This is a genomic window from Labrys sp. LIt4, assembly GCF_017813775.1.
GTDB classification, from domain to species: domain Bacteria; phylum Pseudomonadota; class Alphaproteobacteria; order Rhizobiales; family Labraceae; genus Labrys; species Labrys okinawensis_A.
Window position 1 is genome coordinate 16,048 of the sequence record NZ_JAGIPY010000021.1, and the last position, 23,108, is coordinate 39,155.

At 64.6% G+C, this 23,108-nt stretch carries 14 protein-coding genes; 8 read left to right on the forward strand and 6 right to left on the reverse strand.

What is annotated here, in order from left to right; all coding sequences use genetic code 11:
* Positions 1–49 precede the first annotated feature (49 nt).
* Positions 50–6,907 carry a hypothetical protein gene (locus J8I29_RS26280; RefSeq protein WP_209433921.1) on the forward strand — a complete coding sequence of 2,286 codons (6,858 nt, stop codon included), beginning with the start codon at positions 50–52 and terminating at the stop codon, positions 6,905–6,907.
* A gap of 189 nt (positions 6,908–7,096) precedes the next feature.
* Positions 7,097–7,738: a LysE family translocator gene (locus tag J8I29_RS26285; protein WP_209433922.1), complete on the forward strand. Its 642-nt coding sequence runs from the start codon at positions 7,097–7,099 to the stop codon at positions 7,736–7,738.
* Between the two features lie 52 nt (positions 7,739–7,790).
* Here the strand turns inward: J8I29_RS26285 and J8I29_RS26290 are convergent, their stop codons facing one another.
* Both J8I29_RS26290 and J8I29_RS26295 read right to left on the reverse strand, forming a co-directional pair.
* On the reverse strand, positions 7,791–8,855 hold the full coding sequence (locus tag J8I29_RS26290) for a glycosyltransferase family 1 protein (RefSeq protein ID WP_209433923.1): 1,065 nt from the start codon (positions 8,853–8,855) through the stop codon (positions 7,791–7,793).
* A 9-nt stretch (positions 8,856–8,864) separates the two neighbouring features.
* Positions 8,865–9,680 (reverse strand): UDP-2,3-diacylglucosamine diphosphatase, encoded by an 816-nt coding sequence (locus J8I29_RS26295; RefSeq protein ID WP_105862858.1) that lies wholly within the window; start codon positions 9,678–9,680, stop codon positions 8,865–8,867.
* Positions 9,681–9,994: 314 nt separating this feature from the next.
* Between J8I29_RS26295 and J8I29_RS26300 the strand changes: the two genes are divergently transcribed.
* A complete protein-coding gene (locus J8I29_RS26300; protein WP_209433924.1) occupies positions 9,995–10,420 on the forward strand; it encodes a DUF2852 domain-containing protein in 426 nt (141 codons plus the stop codon).
* Between the two features lie 317 nt (positions 10,421–10,737).
* Positions 10,738–11,586 carry a fumarylacetoacetate hydrolase family protein gene (locus J8I29_RS26305; RefSeq protein WP_105862856.1) on the forward strand — a complete coding sequence of 283 codons (849 nt, stop codon included), beginning with the start codon at positions 10,738–10,740 and terminating at the stop codon, positions 11,584–11,586.
* 152 nt (positions 11,587–11,738) lie between these two features.
* Here the strand turns inward: J8I29_RS26305 and J8I29_RS26310 are convergent, their stop codons facing one another.
* Positions 11,739–13,031, reverse strand: a complete 1,293-nt coding sequence (locus J8I29_RS26310) for an outer membrane protein transport protein (protein WP_348536175.1) — start codon at positions 13,029–13,031, stop codon at positions 11,739–11,741.
* Between the two features lie 618 nt (positions 13,032–13,649).
* Here J8I29_RS26310 and J8I29_RS26315 point away from each other — a divergent pair.
* Complete coding sequence (locus J8I29_RS26315) at positions 13,650–14,525, forward strand: hypothetical protein (protein ID WP_209433925.1); 876 nt, start codon at positions 13,650–13,652, stop codon at positions 14,523–14,525.
* Between the two features lie 96 nt (positions 14,526–14,621).
* Here J8I29_RS26315 and J8I29_RS26320 read toward each other — a convergent pair whose 3' ends face one another.
* A complete protein-coding gene (locus J8I29_RS26320) occupies positions 14,622–15,944 on the reverse strand; it encodes a dicarboxylate/amino acid:cation symporter (protein ID WP_245197391.1) in 1,323 nt (440 codons plus the stop codon).
* A 244-nt stretch (positions 15,945–16,188) separates the two neighbouring features.
* Between J8I29_RS26320 and J8I29_RS26325 the strand changes: the two genes are divergently transcribed.
* Together J8I29_RS26325 and J8I29_RS26330 are read left to right on the forward strand one after the other, a co-directional pair.
* Positions 16,189–18,021: an ATP-binding protein gene (locus J8I29_RS26325; protein ID WP_245197392.1), complete on the forward strand. Its 1,833-nt coding sequence runs from the start codon at positions 16,189–16,191 to the stop codon at positions 18,019–18,021.
* Positions 18,022–18,100: 79 nt separating this feature from the next.
* Positions 18,101–19,474, forward strand: coding sequence for a sigma-54 dependent transcriptional regulator (locus J8I29_RS26330; RefSeq protein ID WP_209433927.1), 1,374 nt, complete (start codon positions 18,101–18,103; stop codon positions 19,472–19,474).
* Between the two features lie 343 nt (positions 19,475–19,817).
* Here J8I29_RS26330 and aceA read toward each other — a convergent pair whose 3' ends face one another.
* Complete coding sequence (aceA, locus tag J8I29_RS26335) at positions 19,818–21,116, reverse strand: isocitrate lyase (protein WP_209433928.1); 1,299 nt, start codon at positions 21,114–21,116, stop codon at positions 19,818–19,820.
* A 150-nt stretch (positions 21,117–21,266) separates the two neighbouring features.
* Complete coding sequence (locus J8I29_RS26340) at positions 21,267–21,500, reverse strand: hypothetical protein (RefSeq protein ID WP_105862850.1); 234 nt, start codon at positions 21,498–21,500, stop codon at positions 21,267–21,269.
* 172 nt (positions 21,501–21,672) lie between these two features.
* On the opposite strand from J8I29_RS26340, the gene J8I29_RS26345 reads away from it, so the two are divergent.
* Positions 21,673–23,082, forward strand: coding sequence for an XRE family transcriptional regulator (locus J8I29_RS26345; RefSeq protein WP_245197393.1), 1,410 nt, complete (start codon positions 21,673–21,675; stop codon positions 23,080–23,082).
* The last annotated feature ends 26 nt before the right edge of the window (positions 23,083–23,108 follow it).

Genomic DNA, 23,108 nt, shown 5'->3' on the forward strand with positions numbered 1-23,108 from the left:
GTCCGGATCCCAGGCGGGCGGCGTTGAATTGAGTAGCGTGAGGCAGATTATGGCGAACAAGTCGAAGATGCAGGATCCGGCGGATGCCGCCCTGTCTGCGATCGAGGAAGCACTCAATCTGAGCACGGCTGCTTCACAAACGCCCGACAAGCAACCCGCGCAGCTCCCCAAGGCCGACGAGGGCTTCAATTTCGAAGTCGAACCCGAACCGCAGGAGCCGCCTGCCGCTGCGCCTCGTACCGAAGATAAGCCTGCTGCCGACCGCCCGCTCGCCCGCGAACCCCGCTCGCCTGCCAATGACGACCGCGCCAGCGTCGGCCAGTTGCTGCAGGCTCTCCAGCGCCGGCCCTCGCGCACGCCCTATTGGACCGCCCTCGCTCTTTCCATCGTCTGGCTCGCCGGCGGCGCCCTGCTCCTGAACGTCCTCGGCAACCTCAATCTCGCCAATCTGTTCCAGGCTTCGACCTATCAGGCCAATCCGGGCCTGGCGCTCGGCATTCTCGCCATCGTATTGCCGCCCTTCTTCTTCTTCGCCGTCGCGGGGCTGATCTGGCGCGCCCAGGAGATGCGTTTCGTCACCCGGTCGATGACGCAGGTCGCCCTTCGTCTGGCTGAGCCGGAAGGCGCGGCTGCCGAGGCCGTCACCTCCGTCGGCCAGGCCATCCGTCGCGAGGTCGCGGCCATGGGTGACGGCATCGACCGTGCCCTCGCCCGTGCCAGCGAACTCGAGATCATGGTGCACAACGAAGTTTCGATGCTCGAGCGCTCCTATACGGAGAGCGAGCAGCGCATTCGCTCGCTGGTGGAGGACCTCTCGACCCAGCGCGAAGCCATCGTCGGCAATGCCGACCGCGTGCGCTCGGCCATCGTGGTCGCCCATGACGACCTGACCCTGGCGCTCGGCTCGGTGGCCGGCCGGATTTCCTCGGAAGTCTCCGAGGCCGGCCTTCAGGTGATGCGTTCCTTCGGCGAGCGCGGCAGCCAGCTCACCTCGGAACTCGCCAAGGTCGGCGACCACATGGTCGGCGCCATGGCCGATCGCGGCAATTCGCTGATCGACCGCATGACCACCACTGCTCAGGACGTCAACAAGTCGCTGTCGAGTTCGTCCGAGCAGGTCACGGAACAGCTCAACCGTCGCGTCGCCGAGATCACCGAGCACCTGACCGCTACGTCCAACCAGGTCAACGAGAACTTCGCCACCCGCGCCAACGAGATCAGCAACACGCTGTCCTCGCGCGCGCTCGAACTGAATGAAACCCTGACCGCCAGCAGCCAGCGCATCCTCGACGACATCGTCGAACGCGGCACCGCGGTGAACGACACATTGGTTCGCACCGGCTCGGGCCTGAGCAACGCCTTCGCCGAAGGCACCGACGTGGTGGTCAATTCGATCCGAGAAACCGGCGCCAAGATGGTCGAGCAGATCATCGACTCGGTCGCCGACGTCAACAGCACGCTGCGCTCGACGGGTGATACCATTCTCGGCGATCTGCAGAACCGCGGCATGGACGTTGCCGGCAAGATCGAGAGCACGGCCACTCAGATTGCCGAGATCATCACCACGCGCGGCGGCGATCTTGCCGACCGCCTGACCCAGACCGGCGAGCGCATCCACGAATCCATCGTGGTCGGCGGCGGCGACATCGATCGCCGCCTCGCAGCGACCGGCCAGGCTATCGTGGCCAATATCGAAAAGCGCAGCACCGATGCCGAGGCTGCGGTTGCAGCATCCGCGCAACGCCTCCAGGCGGTGCTGGAAGAGGAAGGCAAGCAGCTTTCCGCGCGCATCAATACGGCCGCCCGCGACGCTTCCGGCATTCTCGCCATTGGCGGCGACACGCTGACCCGCGTTATCGGAGAGCGCAGCGCCGCTGCCGTCTCGCAGATCAATTTCGGCGTGTCGCGCCTCGAGAACACCGTCGAAACCCAGACGAATGCCTTCGGCAAGGCTCTCGCCGAACGCCTGGACAGCCACGAGAAGCGCAGCCAGGAGATCGCGGACAATCTGCATGCGCGCCTCGACGAGCGCCTGTCGGGCCTGGAGGCACGAAGCCTCGACCATGCCCAGAAGGTGCACTCGGCCCTGGACGACACGCTCAACGGCTTCGACACGCGCTTTGCCGAAAGCGCCGGCGCGATCCATGCCGGGCTCGACACCCGCATGTCCGAGTTCGAGCATCGCTTCAAGTCGCTCTCCACTCTCGCCCATGCCGATCTCGACCGGCGCCTGGGCGAGTTCGAAGTGCGCTTCGCCACGAATATCCAGAACAACCGTTCGGGCCTCGACGACACGCTCAAGGGCTTCGAACAGCGTTTCAACACCAATGCCGAACAGGCCCACAACGCGCTCAGCCAGCGCCTCGGCGAGTTCGAGCAGCGCTTCGGCACCAACGCCGAAGATATCCACGCCTCGCTCAGTCAGCGTCTCGGCGATTTCGAGAAGCGTTTCGGCTCGGGCGCAGACAGCATTCATGCTTCGCTCAGCCAGCGCCTCGGCGAGTTCGAACAGCGCTTCAGTGCCGGTGCCGAGGATATCCACAACACGCTCCACCAGCGTCTAGGCGAGTTCGAACAGCGCTTCGGGGCGGGAGCCGATAACATCCACACCGCTCTCAGCCAGCGCCTGGGCGATTTCGAGCAGCGCTTCATGTCGGAAGCGGGTGGCATCCAGAACACCCTGGCCGAGCGCATGTCCGAGTTCGAGCAGCGCTTCATGTCGGGTGCGAGCGACATTCAGACCGCCCTCGCCCAGCGCATGAGCGAGTTCGAGCAGCGCTTCGGCTCCGGCGCCCAGGGGATCGAAACGACCCTCAACCAGCATCTGGGTGAGTTCGAAAAGCGTTTCGGCTCAAGCGCACGCGACATCCAGGCCACGCTCAGCCGCGAACTGGGCGGTTTCGAACAGCGCTTCGGCGCCAGCGCCGACCAGGCGCAGGCCGCAATCGAGCAGCGCATCAGCGATTTCGAGCAGCGTTTCGGCGCCAGCGCGGATCAGGTCCAGGCCTCCGTCGACAAGCGCCTGGGCGAGTTCGAACTGCGCTTCGGCTCCAGCGCCAATGGTGCTCAATCCGCCCTCGACAAGCGCCTGGGCGAATTCGAGCAGCGCTTCAGCGCCAGCGCGGAGAATGCGCATGGGCTGATCGACAATCGTCTCAACCAGTTCGAGCAGTACTTCGCCGGCAGTGCCAACGACGCCCATGCCCTGCTCGATTCCCGCCTGAACGATTTCGAACATCGCTTCCAGATGATGGCCTCGACGGCCGCATCGAATTTCGAGAACCGGATCAGCGACTTCCAGGCCAGCTTCAGCGATACGCTGCAAGCCAACCAGGCCGATCTCGCCGCCCGCCTCGGCGATTTCCAGAGCCGCTTCAACGGCGACGTGCAGAACACCCAGGCCGCGCTGGACGACAGCCTGGCCGCCTTCGAGATGCGCTTCGCCAGCAACACGGCTCTGGTGCGCTCCTCGCTCGACCAGCGCTTCGGCGCCTTCGAGACGCATTTCCTCAACAACTCCTCCGCCTTGCAGGAAGCGCTCGACGAACGCCTGGTCACGCTGCAGGCGCAGGTTGCGGCCAATACAGACGTCATCCATGGCGCGATTGCCGACAAGCTCAACGCCTTCGAGACCAAGTTCCAGTCGAGCGCGACCACCATCCACGCCACGCTGGACAACCAGCTCAAGGCCTTCGAAGACGGCATGAGCCGGCGCATCGGTGAAGTGAACCAGTCGCTGGAGCGCCAGATCTCCGAGCTCGACGATATCGTCAGCAACCGCGGCCAGGCGCTCGCCACCCGTATCGGTGACGATTCCCGCGCCCTCAGCGACGACCTCGCCCAGAAGCTGCTCGGCTTCGAAAGCTCGATCCGCCTGCACGGCACCCGTCTCACAGACCAGGTCCAGGGTCACACGGCCCAGGCAGCCGAACTGCTGGGCGGCAAGCTCGAGGCTTTCGATGCCCGTTTCGGCACCCATACGGCATCGGTCGCACGTACGCTGGAAGAAAAGCTGGCGGCACTGGACGCACAGTTGTCGGACCTCGACAACCGTCTGACCATCAAGGCCAGCGACGTCGCGCAGACCATCGAGGGGCGCCTCGCCCGGATCGACCAGGGTCTGGACAGCCGTGCCCGCTCGCTCAACGAGACGCTGGCGACCCGCACGCTCGAACTCGCCAAACTGCTCGGCGAAGGCGGCAAGGAAGTCGGTGCCACGCTGGAAGCCAAGGCCCGCGAGGCCAGCGACCTGCTCGATGGCCGCGCTGCCGCCATCGGCAGCGTACTCGACAACCGCGCCTCCCAGATCAGCGAACTCCTGGATGGCCGCAGCAGCGCCATCGACGAATTGCTGGGTGGCCGTGCCACCCAGATCAGTGCGCTCATCGATGAGCGGACCCAGGCGATCGGCACCCTGCTCGACGGCCGGGCCCGCGAGATCACCTCGCTCATCGACGGCCGCAGCGCGGCGCTTACCGACACCCTGTCCCGCCGTGCCGACGACATCGTCGTGGCGCTCGGCAATAAGGGCGCCGACCTGACCGAAACGCTCAGCGCCCGTGCCGAGGACCTGACCTCCCATCTCGACAGCCGCTCCTCGCTGATGAGCAACGACCTGACGGTCAAGGCGGCGGAGATCGCAGCCCAGTTCGACAGCAAGACCACCGCGATCGCGGATGCGCTGTCCAGCAAGGTCGACGAAATCGATCGCGCCCTCAGCACGCGTGCCGACGACATTGCGCATACGCTCGACTCGCGGATCACCCGCTTCGAGCAGGATGTCCTCGGCCGCCTCGCCGACCTGTCGGATGCTCTCGACTCGCGCGGCCTGCATATCGCCGACACGCTCAGCGAGAAGGTGCAGAACGTCTCGGTCGACCTCCTGCAGAACGTGGCTTCGGTCGATGCGACGCTTAGCCGTCTGTCGGGCGATGTCAGCGCCAAGCTCGGCGAGCGTGCGGAAGAGATCAATGCCCTGCTCGACACCCGCGCCAACGCGATGGCCGGCCTACTCAGCGAACGCGGCCAGCAGTTGATCGATACGCTGAACCAGATCTCGGGCGATGTCAGCACTCAGCTGCGCGACAAGACCAGCGCGCTCGCCAGCCTGCTGGGCGCCCGCTCCGGCGAGATCGCCAGGATCCTCGACGAGCGCGGCCAGTTCCTGGTCGAGACGCTGTCCACGCGCAGCACCAGCATGACCAGCGAGCTCGGCGACATCGCCGAGACGGTCGCCAAGGCACTCGACGAGCGCGCCGGCCAGCTTGCCGAACTGATCGGCCAGAAGGGCGGCGATCTGGTCGAGGCTCTCTCGACCAAGCGCTTCGAGCTCAGCGAAGCGCTGGAAGCGTCGTCTCAGGCCCTCTCCTCGTCCATCGAGACCAAGGCCAGCCAGGCGATCGGCGATCTCGGTTCGCTGCAGGCGCGCCTGCGCGAGGAAATCACGGCGTTGCTGGATCGGGTCGCCGGCACCAACACCGCCCTGCAGGAGTCGCTCGACAGCTCGACCAAGGCTCTCGATGCTATCGAGAGCGGCTTGGCAGGCCGCCTGCGTGACTTCCAGTCGACCATGCTGAATCTTGCCGATCAGACCAGCGGCGCGACCGATCGCGTCGGTGATCAGGTCACGACGCTGCGCGATCTCGCCGCGCATGTGATCAGCGATGTCGGCACCATGGCTGAACGCCTGGAGGAACAGAGCAATCACCTCAGCAGCGCTGCGGCGGTCCTGACCGACACCCAGACCCGTGTCGATCAGGCCCTCGACGAACGCCGCGCCACCCTGGAGGCCCTGGTCTCCACCGTGGGCGGCAAGGTCGAGGCGATGGAAGCGATGATGAAATCCTTCGCCGAAGTGATCGAGGAAAAGCTCGCCAATGCCGAAAGCAAGGCGCGCCAGACCAGTGGCCTGCTCGCCGACAACGCCAACACCACGGCGCAGGCGATTGCCGACCAGTTCGAGCTCATCCGTGCCACCACCGGCAAGGAGCGCGAGCGCACCTCCACAGCCCTCAAATCGACCTATGAGCAGGCAGTGCAGGAAATCTCCGGCCTGTTCGGCGACGCCACCGAGCGTTTCGCCGAAGTGGCCCAGGAGATGCGCGGCATGACCCAGACCGTGAAGCAGGAACTGGAAGCCACCCGCTCCGAGCTCAAGCGCGGCCTCCTGGAGATTCCGAAGGAAACGTCGGACTCCACTGCCACCATGCGCCGGGTTGTGGCCGAGCAGATTCAGGCTCTCAACGACCTTGCCGACATCGTCAGCCGCTCCAGCCGCTCGCTCGATATCGCTGAGCCGACCGACCGGCCGATCCCCGCCCCGCTCCGGCTGCGCGAGCGCAGCGAAGCGACGGCCGAGGCCCCCGCCCGCAGGCCGGAAATGCCGCGCGCCGGTACGCTTCCGCCGGTGCCGGAGCTGAAGCCCACCGCTCCGGCCCGCGGCACCGCCGTGGCCGCGCCCCCTGCGCGGGGCGAGCGTCGCGGCACCGGCTGGCTCTCGGAAGTGCTGGCCCGCGCCTCTCGCGAGGAGCCCGAGCCGGCCCCCCAGGCCAACACGCCGGCCGTGATGGCTTCCTCCCTCGACACGCTGTCGGTCGACATCGCCAAGATGGTCGAGCATGACGCTGTCGCCGAGGTTTGGGACCGCTATCGCCGCGGCGAACGCAACGCCTTCTCGCGCCGGCTCTATACGCTGCAAGGCCAGCAGGCCTTCGAGGAAATCCGCCGGCGCTATCGCCGCGACGCGGACTTCCAGGCGACGGTGGACCGTTATGTCCAGGAGTTCGAGCAGCTCATCGCCGAAGTGGACCGCGAGGATCGCAGCGGCAACATGGCCAGGACCTACCTCACCGCCGATTCCGGCAAGGTCTATACGATCCTGGCGCATGCCGCCGGCAAGCTCACCTGAGCCGGCGGGAAGACGATCGCCCTCGACCGCCTGGTTGAGAATGGAAAAGGCCCCGAATTCGGGGCCTTTTTCGTGGTGGCGGCAACGGCCGCCCTGCCGAAGCCATGCTTGCGCTGAAGCGGGACCCCGCTATTCTCGGCCAGTCTGCGGCCGATGCGCCCACGCCCGGCCTACAGTGAGACATTTGCGATGGGTGACGCCCTGTTCCACCAGTTCCATGCCCTGCTCGCGGTCTACGCGCTCTATGCCATCGCTGTCGCCAGTCCGGGGCCGAGCAACATGGCCATCATGGGCGTGGCGATGGGCCGGGGGCGCCTGCCGGCGCTGGTGCTGGCATCCGGCATCATGACGGGCTCGATGATCTGGGCCGTGCTGGCAGCCACCGGCGTATCCACCCTCCTGGCCGCCTATGCCAATGCCCTCACCACCATCAAGATCGGCGGCGGGCTCTATCTCCTCTATCTGGCGGTCAAATCGGCCCGTTCCGCCTTCAAGGCGGGTCAGGACGAGACCAGGCAAGAACGAGGCCCGATCGACTATCGCCGGCTCTACCGGCGCGGGCTGATGCTGCATCTGACCAATCCAAAATCGATCCTGGCTTGGATCGCCATCATGTCGCTCGGCCTGAAGTCGGATGCCCCAGGATATACAGCCGCGGCGATCATCGCCGGCTGCGCGGTGATCGGGCTGATCACCTTCGGCGGTTACGCCCTGGTCTTTTCCGCCCACCCCATGGTCCGCCTTTATCAGAAGGCACGGCGCTGGATCGAAGTTACTCTGGCGCTGTTCTTCGGCCTGGCCGGGATCCGTCTGCTGCTGTCGCGGGTGTGATCCCGAGTGTTGCCCGCATCATTGGCTCTCGCATCGGCTTTCAGCGCCAGTATCACACCGGCAGACTGGCACGGCCTGGCTTGACCGTTCCGGCCGGCGCTGGCGTGGTCTTTGCCCGGTTGCAGGCATCCACCACATTGTCGACGAATTGGCGGGCGCAGGCGTCCCAGGAATATTTCAATGCTTCCGCCCGGGCGTCCCCGGGTTTGAGGTCGAGACAGGCCCGCGCCGCAACGGCAAGGTCATTGTCGAGGATGCCGGTCTTGCCCGTGCTGATCACGTCGATCGGCCCTGTCACCGGAAAGGCTGCCACCGGCAGGCCGCTGGCCATCGCTTCGAGCAGGACGATGCCGAACGTATCGGTCAGGCTCGGAAATACGAAGACATCCGCCGAGGCATAGGCCTTCGCCAGGTTCTCTCCCTCCAGCACGCCGGCAAAATGCACGGCCGGATAGCGCGAGCGCAGCATCTCCAGGGCCGGCCCGCCGCCGACCACCACTTTCGAGCCGGGCAGGTCGAGATCGAGGAAAGCCTCGATGTTCTTCTCGACGGCAACCCGGCCGACATAGAGGAAGATCGGTCCCGGCAGGTCGAAGATGCGCACCGGCCTTGGCTGGTACAACTCGGCATCGACCCCGCGAGACCAGCGCATCAGCCGCTTGAAACCCCGTCCCGCCAATTCGCGTTCGAGGGCCGGGGTAGAGACCATCGTACCCGCCCCGGCATTGTGGAAACGCCGGATCCAGCGATAGCTCCAGTCGAGGGGCACGGGGACGCGCGCGGCGAGATATTCGGGAAAGCGGGTGTGATAGCTGGTGGTGAAAGGGCGTCCCTTCTTCAGGCAGGCCCGACGGGTGAGCAGTCCGATCGGCCCTTCAGTGGCGATATGGACGTAATCCGGCTTCTCGGCCTCGATATGACGCTCAATCGCTCCGAGCGGCGGCATGGCGAGGCGGATTTCCGGATAAGAGGGCATCGGCACCGACCAGAAGCGATCCGGCGCCAGGAACCCGATTTCGACACCCTGCCGCGACGCAGCCGCCGCCGTCTGTTCCAGGGACCGGACGACGCCGTTCACCTGCGGGCGCCAGGCATCGGTGGCGATCAGGATTTTCACGCGACCGGCTCAGGCAGCACGCTGAGGGATCAGCGTCTCGCCCTGGAGTGCCGGCGGCTTGTTGGCCTGACGGACGAGTTCACTCCAGCGTACCAACTCGAAACGACCATCGAAATGTTCGACGATCGCCGTGCAGCTTTCGACCCAGTCGCCGGAATTGATGTAGGTGACCCCGTCGAGATCGCGCAGGGTCGCGTGATGGATGTGGCCGCAGATCACACCGTCGCAATTCAGCCGCTTGGCTTCCTTGGCCAATGTCTCCTCGAAATGGCCGATGAAGCTGACCGCGTTCTTCACCTTGAGCTTGGCCCAGGCGGACAGCGACCAATAGCTGAGGCCGAGGCGCCGGCGAATGGCGTTCAGCCAGGTATTGACACCCAGGGCCGTGACATAGGCCCAGTCGCCGAGCAAGGCCAGCCACTTGGCGTGGCGCACCACCACGTCGAAGGCATCGCCATGCATCACCAGATAACGCTTGCCGTCGGCGGCGACATGCACGGTCTGCTCGATCACTTCGATGCCACCAAAATGATGCCCGGGGAAATCGCGCAGGAACTCGTCGTGATTGCCGGGAATATAGACCATGCGCGCGCCCTTGCGGGCCTTGCGCAGCAGCTTCTGCACCACGTCATTGTGGGCCTGCGGCCAGTACCAGCCGCTTTTCAACTGCCAGGCATCGACGATGTCGCCGACAAGGTAGATCGTCTCGGCGTCATAGGCCCGCAGGAAGTCCAGCAGCATGCCGGCCTGACACCCCCGCGTCCCCAGATGCACATCCGAGATAAAGAGCGCTCGATAGCGCGTGCCTTCGCTTTCGCTGTTCATGGCACCATCCTCAACCGGCCCCGGACCTGTCGTCGGATCGAGCTTCGGGCCTGAATGCCGGATCAAGGCGGGTGCCTGCCGTGGCACGCCCTGCTCCAGGCATCGGCGGGATCGACGACCCGTCATGGTTGTCACAAACACGATTCAGTTCATGGTTTTATGACAATGCAGCCACAGCTCTGCGACAGGGGCGGACAAGACAGCCCCGGCGAGCCTTGAAGATTAAATCGGACACAACTTCGGCTTGTACCCTTGAAGCCGCCCGTCGCCGCCCCCAATTGGTCGAGGGCTGGGTTGTAACATGGGAGAGGATAATGACCTCTTGTTCTACGCGCGGCCGTTGGCATCCGCTTCATGTCGTGGCGGTGATCGCCGGCTTTCTGATCTGGTGGCCGCTTGGCCTGGCGGCGCTGGCCTATTTCATCTGGGGCGATCGCTTCCCCAGGGAAAAGGTGCGTGAAGGCTTCGAGCGGGCCAAGGCGGAGTTTGCCGGCTTCACCCGTGATCAGCACAGCCATGCCGGCCATGGCTGGTCGGCCACCGGCAATGCCGCTTTCGACGACTATCGCCGCGAGACGCTGCGCCGCCTGGAAGAGGAACGCCGGCGCCTGGAGGAAGAAGGCCGTGCCTTCGCCGAATTCGTCGCCAATCTGCGCCGTGCGCGCGACAAGGAAGAGTTCGACCGCTTCATGGCCGAGCGCAACGCCGCTCGCAATGGCGGCGACAGCCACTCCGCCTGATAGCCGCACATCCTTCGCGAAGCGTTGATGGAGCCCGCGCAGCACGAGCTGCGCGGGCTTTCCGTTGTCGGGTACGCGGGCATCCTGCCCGCCCTTCCTCCTCAAAGGTCGCCCCCTCCGGGAGCGGGCAGGATGTCCGCGCACCCGGGAAACAATCGCGCGCATTTCTCAGACAATACTTGCGATAGGTCCCCTCCATCGGGCATGATCCGCCCCGGCCGGTCGCGGGCGCTCGCCCGATGCAGACCGGCCTTCATGATCGATGATTTCAAGGACGGCCCTCAAGGGCCGCAGCTCTCGACCAAAGGACTCCACATATGAAGCTGGTACGGTATGGCAAGCCGGGCTCGGAAAAGCCCGGCCTGATCGATGCGGATGGCAAGATCAGGGACTTGTCGGCACATGTCGCCGACTGGAAGGGCGATGCCCTCTCGCCGCAGTCTTTGGCCCGGATCGCCGCCCTTGCGCCAGCCTCGCTGCCGGAAGTAACCGGCAATCCGCGCCTGGGCTCCTGCGTCGCCCAGCCCGGCAATTTCATCGCGGTGGGCCTGAACTATGCCGACCACGCTGCCGAGAGCAATCTGCCGGTGCCCAAGGAGCCGGTGCTGTTCAACAAGGCGCCGTCCTGCGTGGTCGGCCCCTATGACGACGTCGTTATTCCGCGCGGTTCGGAAAAGACGGACTGGGAAGTGGAGCTGGCCATCATCATCGGCAGCCGCGCCTCCTATGTCGAGGAGAAGGATGCCCTTTCCTATGTCGCCGGCTATGCCGTCTGCAACGACGTTTCAGAGCGCGCCTACCAGATCGAGCGCTCCGGCCAATGGATGAAGGGCAAGGGCTGCCCGACCTTCGGCCCGCTCGGCCCCTGGCTGGTCACGCCGGACGAAGTCGGCGACGTCCAGAACCTTTCCATGTGGCTCGATGTGGACGGCGAGCGTGTGCAGACCGGCTCGACCAAGACGATGATCTTCGGTGTCGCCCACATCGTGCACTATATCTCGCAGTTCCTGATCCTGGAACCCGGCGACGTCATCACCACCGGCACGCCTCCCGGCGTCGGCATGGGCATGAAGCCGCCGCGCTATCTCAAGCCCGGCAATGTGATGACGCTCGGCATCGAAAAGCTCGGCGACCAGCGCCAGACCACGGTGGCCTGGAGCGCCTGAGCGTTCCACCCCACCCGGCGGCATGACCAGCGCCCTTCCCCGCTCGACGGGAGGAAGGGCGCCGGATGTCGAACGATGGGGATGTACAACATGAAAAAGCCTTCGCGCCGGCCGAAACCCGCGCGAAGGCTTTTTGTTGAATGCAAGGCGCCTTACTTGAAGATGCCCGGCTGGTTAGGTTCGCCCGGATCATCCCAGCGATAGGTCAAGCTGGCCGAAACAATATCGACCGAAGCATCGACTTTGCCGAAATAGGGCAGTCCCACATAGTGGGGGTTGCGGGCATTGAGCTTGACGTCGCCGTTCAAAGCAAACAGGTGCGAATAAGCAAAATCCACCGAAAGCTTGTTGTTGACTTTGTAACCCAAGCCGATCGAGGCATGGATACGGTCGCTGTCGGGCAAGCGCAGATCTCGATTGAAGTCGGAAATCGGTGACCATTCATAGCCGAGGCCAGCGCGTAGGGTCAGTTCGGGACTCCAGGCATACTCGCCGCCCACAGAGACGTAGTAGCCGTCATCATATTTGAACGGCAATGTCGTCACCTGAGTCCCGGTTGCCTTCGCGACGACGGGAATTACACCAAATTCGCTCCATTTGGTCCATTCGAAACCGGCCGAAAGCGTAAGGTCGGGAGTCACTGTCTGCCGTATGCCGACGGTCAGCATATCCGGCAAAGTCAGGTCGGCCTTCACGCCTAAGCGCGCAAGGGGCGTCCGGAGGGTACCATCGAGGTCCTGCTTTACGGCAGAACGATAGCCGATGCCGATCTCGGTTCCTTCGATCGGCGTAATCGTCACACCGGCCGTGAAACCATAGCCCCAGCTATCGCCCTCGAGGGTCGCCGTCCGAGCATTGGGCAGGACGCCTACGGCTTGCGTCAGACGCGTCTTGAAATACATGGCCTGAAAGCCGAGACCGACCGACAGCCAATCCGTCACCTTGTAGGCGATGGTCGGATTGACGTCGAAGGAAATCACCTTTGAGGTACGGGCGTAGACCTGTCCCGGCGAATTGAAGGGGTTCTTGGTGACCAGGCCGAAGGGCGTGTTGGTGGCAAGGCCGATCCAGAGCCGGTCATTGACCTGGTAGGAGGTATAGCCCGCCGCCAGGATGCCGTCCTGAGCGATGTCGCCCGTGCTGGTACCCCGCCACAAAGGAGCCGGCAAACCGACGAAAGTCGGCGTGATTTCAGCCTGAGGGAAGATGCCGCTCACCGACCACTGCGACTGCCAGCCGGGAATGGCGGTCATCGTCGCCGGGTTCCAATACATGGAGCTGAGACCGCCCGAGCCGGCCGCCACGCCAGCAAAACCCTGGCCGAGGCCAATCGTGCTCTGCTCGCGCAATGCGAAGGAGCCGGCGTAGGCCTGGCTCGCCGTCAGCGAAACGCCGGCCATGAGCAGGAATGCGAGTTGGGTCTTTCTTGGCATTCGTTCCCCCATATCATCACCCGCCGCTACGGCAGGTCCGGCTGAGTAACCTCAGCTGTCTATTGCTTTTGTCAGACCACAAGCAAGTAAGTGCTTCTTGTGGATGGCTCATTCGAACTCATGATTCTTCGTACCAGAATATTCAATGCTCCGTAACGGGCAGCGCCGCCGTTTCATCGTGTTTGCGTCACATGCGTGTCTCAATTCAGCAAGGTTGTTGCGTTCCTGTAACACTCGGTTTTTACGTCAACCTCCAGCGGCAAACACGCTTTACCAAGTGAAAAACCATCCGGAAGCTCTTCGGAACGAGAACATGTCGATCGGAGAAGGCACAGGGCCCGGTGAGGGATGAGCGCTACGTAAAGCCACGGCCATCATCTTGGCGGGTGACAATACATCGCAAAGCTTCGATAATTTCGCGGAACTTCTTCAGGCGGGAGCTCGGCAATGAGCATCATCCCCTTTCCTCGCGCCGGCTTGCAGAAAGGCCCTGCAGCCCTGTTGCCGCCCATTCCCATCTTCGATGCGCGCGACAGCGGCCCGGTCGCACACGCCCAGGCTCGCAGAGATACGGTGCGGGCGCTGCTGCGGTCTTGTTTGATTTCAATGCCGGCAGAAGCGCATGGCAGGGTGACCGCACTCGACGCCGCCGCTCATGCCTGGCTGCTTGCCAGTCCCTCCCCCTATGTCGGCGAGATCGAAGCCATCGCAGCGCTCCTGCCGATGCCGGGCGCCTTCCTGATCAACGCCGCCTATGAATGGGGCTGCACCACGCTGGCGGCGGCGGCGCCGGACGGACGCGGTGCCCGCCTGCTGCGGACGCTCGATTGGGATTTCGACGGCCTTGGCCGTTTCGTCGAAATCGTCCGGCAACGCGGCCCCGCCGGGGAATTCCTCAACGTGACCTGGCCGGGGGCCGTGGGCGTGCTGACGGCCTTGGCGCCCGGCCGCTTTGCGGCCTCCATCAATAAGGGCCCGGCGCCGGCCGGCACGGCGAGCGCCAGCGGCGCGATCGTGCCGGATCTGTCCGGCTTGCGGCGCGGGCTGATGCCTCCCATGCATCTGCTCCGCCGCATCTTCGAAGAGGCTCCCGATTTCGCTACAGCGCGGGATCTCATGGAACGCATACCGCTCGCAGCCGAAACGATCTTCACCCTGACGGGTCTTTCGCCGGCCGAGACCTGCGTGATCGAGCGCCGGCCGGAAGCCTTCGTTACGCAAACCGGCCCGGTGGCCGCCGCCAACGATTGGACCAATGCGCCTGGCTGGAACAACGGCATGGCCTCCGAAAGCGACAGTCCCAGCCGCCGCCTGGCCATCGCCTCTCATGCCGGCCGGGCGATGGCACCCTTTGCCTGGGTGGAACCGCCCTTGCGCAATGCCATCACCCGGCTTGCCGTCGAAGCCAATGCCCGCCAGGGCAGCCTGCGTGTTCGCGGGTATGAAGCAGGTCCCGACCGCAGTGACGCCGTGCCCGTCACCGCCGATCTGGAATTGCAGGTCTGACGACGGCGCGTGCGGGAAACGCGCGCAGCGGCATCATGATAAAAGAAGGGGCGGACCGGCGGTCCGCCCCTCTCTCGTCTCGCCAGTCGATGGGCCTCAGGCCGCCGCGGCTACCGTTTGCGGCGCGTCGTCACCGCTCAGCGCGGCCGCGAGCTGGTCCTTGTCGAGTTCGCCCTCCCACCGGGCCACCACGATGGTGGCGACAGCATTGCCGACCAGATTGGTGAGGGCCCGGCATTCGGACATGAAGCGGTCGATGCCGAGGATGAGGGCCATGCCGGCAACCGGAACGGAGGGCACCACGGCCAGCGTCGCCGCCAGGGTGATGAATCCGGCGCCCGTGATGCCGGCCGCGCCCTTCGAGCTCAGCATGGCAACCAGGAGCAGCAGGATCTGCTCGCCCCAGCCAAGCTGGATGCCGGTGGCCTGCGCGATGAACAAAGCGGCCAGGGTCATGTAGATATTGGTGCCGTCGAGGTTGAAGGAATAGCCGGTGGGGATGACGATACCCACCACCGATTTGCGGCAGCCGGCCCGCTCCATCTTGTCCATCAGGCTGGGCAGCGCGGCCTCGGAGGAGGAGGTGCCGAGGACCAGCAGGAGCTCTTCCTTGATGTAGCGGATCAGAGCAAGGATCGAGAAGCCATTGTACCAGGCGACTGCCCCGAGCACGACCAGCACGAAAAGCAAAGAGGTCAGGTAGAAGGTGCCGATCAGCATCAGGAGATTGGCGATCGAACCAATGCCATAGGCACCGATGGTGAAGGCCATGGCCCCGAAGGCGCCGATGGGCGCGGCCTTCATCAGGATGGCGACCAGCCGGAACATGCCGCGCGAGATCGAGTTCAGCACGACCAGCAGCGGTTCGGCTGCACTGCCGATCTGGGCCAGCGCGATACCGAACACCACCGAGAAGAACAGCACCTGCAGCACGTCTCCGCCCGCCAGCGCGCTGATCGGGTTGCTGGGGATGATGTTCATCAGGAAGCCGGTGATGGTCTGGTCATGCGCCTTGGCGGCATAATCGGCCACCGCCTTGGGATCCAGTGTAGCCGGATTGACGTTCAAGCCGGCGCCCGGCTGCACGATATTGCCGACCAGAAGCCCGATGATCAAAGCCAGGGTGGAGAAAGTCAGGAAGTAGATGAAGGCCTTGCCGACGACGCGGCCGAGCTTCTTGAGATCGCTCATGCCGGCAATGCCCGTGATCACGGTCAGCGCGATCACCGGGGTGATCACCATCTTCACCAGCTTGATGAAGGCGTCGCCCAGCGGCTTCAGGGACTTGCCGAGATCGGGATAGAAATGACCGAGCAAAATCCCCAGCGCGATCGCGACAAGGACCTGGAAGTAGAGGTTTGCATAGAAGGGGCGCTTGCGCGGAGCCTCCGCCTTGGGCATCTCGCTGAGGGAGATCATCTGTTCCTCCATGGGGCCCCGGCAAGCGGCCTGGCCCAAAGGGTTTCCTCGACGCCGCTTTCTGCCAGCGGCTGCCTTATGATCAGCAAATCCCGTGCCAACAATCAAGCTATTGATATTGCTCGATTTCGTGGCTCGCGCCCATTGGGCGGCGCCAAGCCTTTTGAGCGAAGCCCCGCACATCGGCCTTGCTCCTGTGCGGATTTCCGCACATGCTTGGCCGCGAAGGATGGCGAAAAAATCGATGAGCGGGGCTGCGCAAAGACGGCGAAAGCGGCGGATCGAATGGCTGGTTTTTGCCGCGCTCAGCCTGGCGAGCCTGGCGCTCGCCGTCTGGCTTGCCGGCAATTACGGCACACGCCAGGCCGCCGAGGCACTCCGTGCTCAGGCTGCCGGCAGTGCCACGCTGGATATCGCCGTACTGCGCAGCGAGCTGGAAAAGCAGCGCACGCTCTCGCTGGTGCTGTCGCGCGATCCCGATGTGCTCGCCACCCTGAGCTCGCCGGATGCGGCTCGTATCGGAGCCATGAACGCCAAGCTCGAAAGCCTGAATGCCGGCGCGCGCTCGGCCGTGATCTACCTGATCGACCGCACGGGCCTGGCGATCGCCTCTTCCAACTGGAAGGAGGACATCAGCTTCGTCGGCACCAATTATGCCTTTCGTCCCTATTTCACCGAAGCCGTGGCCAAGGGAGACACCGAGCATTTCGCCCTTGGTACCGTCAGCCAGCGGCCGGGCCTCTACATTGCCCGTCGCATCGACGGCCCAGGCGGCATGCAGGGCGTCATCGTGGTCAAGGTGGAGTTCTTCTCTGTCGAGGAGGATTGGCATCGCTCGGGCGCCATCGTCTACGTCACCGACCCCCGCGGCATCGTGCTGCTGACCAGCCAGCCGGAATGGCGCTTCATGGCGCAGGCCCCGATCGCCGCCGAAGAAGCAGCAAGGATCCGCTCCTCTCTACAGTTCGGCGATTCGCCGCTGACAGTCTTGCCGATCCGGCGCAGCCAGGCATCGACGCCGGGCGCAGACTTCGTCTCTCTGCGCGGCAGCGGGCTGCACCTCGCCAGCGCGAGCAAGGTGCCTACGACCAGTTGGCAGCTGCATCTGCTGGAGCCGGCCGCGCGCGCGCTTGCCGCCGGCGCCGCGACCTTGCGCTCCATCACCTTCGCGGTGGTCGGAGCCACGCTGGTCCTGCTCGGCATACTCCTGCACCGGCGCCAGCGGGCGATCGCGCGCACGGCCGAACTCACCGAAGCCCAGATCGAACTCGAGCATCGCGTCGAGGCTCGCACGCTCGACCTCAGCCAGAGCAATGCTCTCCTCTCCGCCGAGATCGACGAGCGCCGCAAGGTCGAGGCCAAGCTGCAGACCGCGCGAGATGAACTCACCCAGGCCAATCGCCTCGCGATCCTCGGCCAGATCACGGCAGGCCTCGCCCATGAGGTGAACCAGCCGGTCGCCGCCATCCGCAGTTTCGCCGACAATGCCGCGATCTTTCTCGACCGCAGCGAGCCGGTGCCAGCCCGCCAGAACCTGGCGACCATTGCCGGGCTGACCGAAAAGATCGCCGACATCATCGCGCAACTGCGAAGCTTCGCCCGCAAGGCCAGCGGCGATGTCGGGCCGGTCGCCCTGCGCGACGTGCTCGACGGTGCGCTGCTGCTGGTCGGTATCCGGGCCCGGCGCCAGGGGGCGGAGATCGACGTCGATCCTGTTGCGGACGATCTGAGGGTGGCGGCCAATCGCGTGCGGCTCGAGCAGGTGCTGGTCAATCTCCTGCAGAACGCCCTCGAAGCCCTGGAAGGACGAGCCGTCCAGGCCATCCATATCGGCATCGCTGGCGAAGGAGACCTGGTCCGTCTCACCGTGTCCGACAATGGCCCCGGCCTTGCGCCCGAGGTGACGGCCCATCTCTTCACGCCCTTCACCACCACCAAGCCCGGCGGGCTCGGTCTCGGGCTGGTGATTTCAAAGGACATCGTCGAGGAATTCGGCGGCCGCCTGGAGGTGGAAAGCCAGCCGGGCCAAGGCTGTCGTTTCCTGATCACCCTGAAGCGGGCGGAGAAAGAAGGATGAACGGCATGAGCAACACTTCGATATTCCACCTCGTTCGGCCGCCGTCTCCCGTCAGCCTTCTGCCGGAGATGCGCACGCCATGACTGCCGGCTCCCCCTTGCCCGTTGCCTTCGTCGACGACGATGCCGTCCTGCGCGACGCCAATGCGCAGACACTGCGGCTTGCCGGCTTCGAGCCGTTCCTGTTCGAATCCGCCGTCGAAGCCCTCAAGGCCATCGACGAACGCTTTCCGGGCGTGGTGATCACCGATCTGCGCATGCCGCGCGTCGACGGCATGGAATTGTTCCGCACCCTGCGCGCCCGCGATCCCGACCTGCCGGTGATCATGATCACCGGGCATGGTGACATTGCCACCGCCGTCGAAGCGATGCGCGAAGGGGCCTATGATTTCCTGCCCAAGCCCTTCGCCTCCGACAGGCTGATCCAGAGCGTGAAACGCGCCACCGAAAAGCGGGCTCTGGTGATGGAGAACCGGCGCCTGCGCCAGGCGGCGGCAGAGGCCAACGCCCCCTCGCCTTTGCTCGGCGACGCTCCCGCGATGGAGCGTCTGCGCGAAACGCTGAAGGCGGTGGCCGATGCCGATGTCGACGTGATGATCGTGGGCGAAACCGGCACCGGCAAGGAATTGGTGGCCGACCAGCTCCATCATCTCGGCCGCCGGCGCAGCGGGCGTTTTGTCGCGCTCAATTGCGGCGCCCTGCCCGAAACGGTGCTGGAAAGCGAACTGTTCGGACATGAGAGCGGCGCCTTTACCGGCGCGCTGAAGAAAAGGGTCGGGCTGATCGAGCATTCCAGCGGCGGCACGCTGTTCCTGGACGAGATCGAGAGCATGCCGCTCAGCGCCCAGGCCCGCCTGCTGCGCGTGCTCGAGCAGCGCGAGATCACGCCGCTCGGCTCCAACACGGCTCGGCAGGTGGATCTGCGCGTAGTCGCCGCCGCCAAGAGCGATCTCGGCTCTCCGGCGCACAGGGCCAGCTTCCGCGAAGACCTGTTCCACCGCCTCAATGTGGTGACGCTGCGCATTCCACCCGTGCGCGAACGGCGGGAGGACGTGCCCCTGCTGTTTGCCGTCTATCTCGACCGGGCCTGCCGGCGCTTCCAGCGCGAAGTACCGATGCTGACGCCGGCCGTGCGCCACCATCTCGCCACCCATGATTGGCCGGGCAATGTGCGCGAGATCGTGCATTTCGCCGAGCGCATGGCGCTGGGGCTGGCCGAAATCGACCTCGCCGCGGCCGGAACAAATGCCCCGGCCTCGGGCTTGGGTGAAGGCACCTCGCTGCCCGAGCGGCTGGAGCGCTACGAGGCCGACCTCATCCGCGAGGCGCTGACCCGGCACAAGGGCGATGTACGGGCCAGCCTCGAAACCCTCGGCATCCCCCGCAAGACCTTCTACGACAAGTTGACGAAATACGGCATCAACCGCGCGAGTTTCGAGGCGGGAGAACCGTAATCTCCGGGCGCAAAGGCATCTTGCCCATACGCGCTTGCTTTGCGGGCGAGAGGCGAGCGTCCGGTGGGTCGATCTCCAGATCGACCATCTTGGAAACGCCAGACTTGCCCGCAAGAAGATGCCGATCCCCCTCCATCACTTGATCGAGCCGAGGAGATGGGCGCGCCGCTTTTCGTGCGCCTTCCGCTCGCAAAGGTAACGCCCATAGGCATCTTGCCCGTTCTTTCCTTCCAAGGTGCGCCGCGTTTCCAGGAGCGGGCAGGATGCCCGCGCACCCGAAAAGAAACGACCCTCCCCGCTGTCGCGGGAAGGGCCATCACGATATCGGGAAGTGAGTGTCGCCTCAGAACTGCGCCGTCTCGGTCGAATGTTCCATCGCCGTGGTCGAGCTCTGGCCCTCGCCAAGGATGGTGGCGATGGCGTCGAAATAGGAGGTGCCGACCTCGCGCTGGTGGCGCGTCGCAGTGAAGCCGTCGGCCTCGGCGGCGAACTCGGCCTGTTGGAGCTGCGAATAGGCGGCCATGCCATCCTGCTTGTAGCGGCGGGCGAGATCGAAGGTGGTGTAGCTGGTGTTGTGGAAGCCAGCCAGCGTGATGAACTGGTACTTGTAGCCCATCGCACCCAGTTCGCGCTGGAACGCCTTCATCGCCGCCGGATCCATATGCTTGGCCCAGTTGAACGAGGGCGAGCAGTTATAGGCCAGCATCTGGTCCGGATGGACCTTGCGCACGGCTTCGGCGAAGCGCTTGGCGTCGGCCAGGCTCGGCGTCGAGGTCTCGCACCAGATCAGATCGGCATAGGGCGCATAGGCAATGCCGCGGGCGATCGCCGCCTCGAAGCCGCCCTTGAGCACATAGAAGCCTTCCGGCGTACGCTCCCCGGTGATGAAGGGCCGGTCGGCCTCATCGACATCGGAGGTGATCAGGCGCGCTGCCTCGGCATCGGTACGGGCCATGATCAAGGTCGGCACGCCCATCACGTCGGCCGCGAGGCGTGCCGCGTTCAGCGTCTTGATGAAGGTGCGCGTCGGCACCAGCACCTTGCCGCCGAGATGGCCGCACTTCTTTTCCGAAGCCAGCTGGTCCTCGAAATGCACCGCGGCGGCGCCCGCCTCGATCATCGCCTTCATCAGTTCATAGGCGTTGAGCTGGCCGCCAAAGCCGGCTTCGGCATCGGCGATCACAGGCACGAAATAATCGAGCTGCTCACCGCCCTTGCCGTCGACGCGCTCCATGGTCTGGATCTGGTCTGCGCGCTGCAGGGCCTTGTTGATGCGGCGCACGACGGAGGGCACGCTGTCGACGGGATAGAGGCTCTGGTCGGGATACATGTTGCCCGAGCTATTGGCATCCGCCGCCACCTGCCAGCCGGACAGATAGATCGCCTCGAGCCCGGCCTTGACCTGCTGCACCGCCTGGTTGCCGGTGAAGGTGCCGAGCGTCGGGACATAGTCGCGCTTGTGCAGGAGTTCCCACAGGCGCCTGGCGCCATTCTCGGCCAGCGTATGGCGGATCGGCAGCGACCCGGCGAGCCGCTCCACGTCGCGCGGCGTGTAGTTGCGGCGGACGTTGCGCCAGCGATCCGGCGCCCATTCCGGGGCGGGGAAGGTCTCGGCGGGGCGGTTCTTCTGGGTATCGAGCATCACAAACTTCCTAACGTGTCGACGTGTAAAGAGATTGACTGATTGAGTGCCGATCTTCAGATCGACAATTTCCTGCCGCGTTTCCGAGAGTGTCGATCGAAGATCGACATTCCAGATGCCTCCAAAAGGGGGCCGCGGTTCGGGCCGGCATCAGTTGCGGCGCGTCCGGGTAAAGGTGGCGGCGATCATCGACTGGCCGTCGAACATGTGTTCGGAAGCGCCGCCGCCCACGCGGGTGAAGCGATGCCGGCCGATCTTGTGCACGATCGAGAAGTCCCGATCCGCCAGGCCCTGAGCGTGGTACTCGGCGTTGATCTCGGCCATGCTGGCGCCGATGATGGTGATGAATTCGTCGTGATCGTTGCTCTGGCGCATCTGGTCCATAACACGTTCCTCCGTACCGCGTTTCGTGTTAAGTCAATGATTGACACCGCGGCGCAATAAAGCAAGACGTATCGCATTTCCGGGGCGTTAACCGGAAAATCGCTGTAAAGAAAATTTTGTAATGTTGTAAATCTTGTAAAAATTTACAAGGTGACAAGACCGGGAACGAACCATGACAGGTGCCATGCAAGAGGCCGATCCGCGCATCGGCGGCAAGATTCAGAGGTTGCGCCGGCAGAGCCGGATTTCGCAGGCCCAACTTGCCAGCTCGCTCGGCATTTCCGCGAGCTATCTCAACCTGATCGAGCACAACCGCCGGCGCATGACGGTGCCGTTGCTGTTGAAGACGGCAAGCTATTTCGGTGTCGACGCCACCGAGCTCGCCGAGAACGACGATTCGCGGCTGGCCGGAGACCTCATGGAGCTGTTCGGCGACGATCTCTTCGCCGACAGCGACGTCACCAATCAGGATGTGCGCGATCTCGCCAGCTCCAACCCGCAGATCGGCCGGGCCATCGTGCATCTGTTCGACCGCTTCCGTTCGCTGCGCAATGCCAATCAAAGCGCCACCTCGGCCCAGGAGGCGGGCTACCACGTCGCCACCGATGCGGTTTCGGACTTCCTGCAGGCCAATGCCAACTACTTCCCGGCCCTGGAAGCGCAAGCCGAGCGCATTCGCGGCGAGATCGACAATCTCTCCGATTCCTTCGAGCACGGCCTCAAGCTCTACCTCTCCAACGTGTTCGGCGTGCAGTGGCGGCTCGCTCCCCTGCCCCAGGGCCTTGCCGGGCGCCTCGGCCGCGACGAGGAGACCTTCGAGACCGCCGACGTGCTCTCGCCCGAGAGCGCCACCTTCACGGCCGCCCACCGCCTCGGCCTGCTCGCCGCCTCGCGCGAGATCGAGCATCTCATCACCGAAAGCGCCTTGCCCGCCGATGCCCCGGCCCTGGCTCGCCACGCCCTTGCCGCCTATTTCGCCGGCGCGGTGATCATGCCCTATCAGCCCTTCCTCACCGCCTGCCGGGAGACGCGCTACGACATCGACAGGATCGCCCGGCGCTTCAAGACCAGCTTCGAGCAGGTCTGCCACCGCATGACCACGCTGCAGCGCCCCGGGGCCAGCGGCATCCCGCTACACCTGATCCGCACCGATATCGCCGGTAACATCTCCAAGCGCTTCTCGCTTTCGGGCATCCACATCCCCCGCCATTCCGGCGCCTGCCCGCGCTGGAACGTTTATGCCGCCTTCCTGCTGCCGGGGCAGATCAACATCCAGATCAGCCAGATGCCGGAAGGCACGCGCTATTTCTGCATTGCAAAGTCGTTGACGAAAGGGGGCCATCGCCATAACGCGCCCAGGCGCCATCTTTCGATCGGCCTTGGCTGCCACATCTCGCATGCGGCCGAGATGGTCTATTCCGACGGCATGGATGTTTCCAATGCCGGCCAGGCCGTGCCCATCGGCGTGGGCTGCCGCATCTGCCCGCGTCTCGACTGCGGACAGCGTGCCCATCCCCCGGCCGAGCACAAGCTGGTGCTGAACGAGCATGAGCACGCCGAGAGCCTCTATTCGCGGATCTGAGGCCGTTCGACACATAGCGCCGGAAG

Excerpts from the sequence above, each read along its gene's own strand:
- J8I29_RS26340 (WP_105862850.1), bottom strand. The coding sequence starts at position 21,500 with ATGGACCAGATGCGCCAGAGCAACGATCACGACGAATTCATCACCATC.
- J8I29_RS26320 (WP_245197391.1), bottom strand. The coding sequence starts at position 15,944 with ATGATCTCCCTCAGCGAGATGCCCAAGGCGGAGGCTCCGCGCAAGCGC.
- J8I29_RS26345 (WP_245197393.1), top strand. The coding sequence starts at position 21,673 with ATGACAGGTGCCATGCAAGAGGCCGATCCGCGCATCGGCGGCAAGATT.
- J8I29_RS26285 (WP_209433922.1), top strand. The coding sequence starts at position 7,097 with ATGGGTGACGCCCTGTTCCACCAGTTCCATGCCCTGCTCGCGGTCTAC.
- J8I29_RS26295 (WP_105862858.1), bottom strand. The coding sequence starts at position 9,680 with ATGAACAGCGAAAGCGAAGGCACGCGCTATCGAGCGCTCTTTATCTCG.
- aceA (WP_209433928.1), bottom strand. The coding sequence starts at position 21,116 with ATGCTCGATACCCAGAAGAACCGCCCCGCCGAGACCTTCCCCGCCCCG.
- J8I29_RS26310 (WP_348536175.1), bottom strand. The coding sequence starts at position 13,031 with ATGGGGGAACGAATGCCAAGAAAGACCCAACTCGCATTCCTGCTCATG.
- J8I29_RS26325 (WP_245197392.1), top strand. The coding sequence starts at position 16,189 with ATGAGCGGGGCTGCGCAAAGACGGCGAAAGCGGCGGATCGAATGGCTG.
- J8I29_RS26330 (WP_209433927.1), top strand. The coding sequence starts at position 18,101 with ATGACTGCCGGCTCCCCCTTGCCCGTTGCCTTCGTCGACGACGATGCC.
- J8I29_RS26280 (WP_209433921.1), top strand. The coding sequence starts at position 50 with ATGGCGAACAAGTCGAAGATGCAGGATCCGGCGGATGCCGCCCTGTCT.
- J8I29_RS26305 (WP_105862856.1), top strand. The coding sequence starts at position 10,738 with ATGAAGCTGGTACGGTATGGCAAGCCGGGCTCGGAAAAGCCCGGCCTG.
- J8I29_RS26300 (WP_209433924.1), top strand. The coding sequence starts at position 9,995 with ATGACCTCTTGTTCTACGCGCGGCCGTTGGCATCCGCTTCATGTCGTG.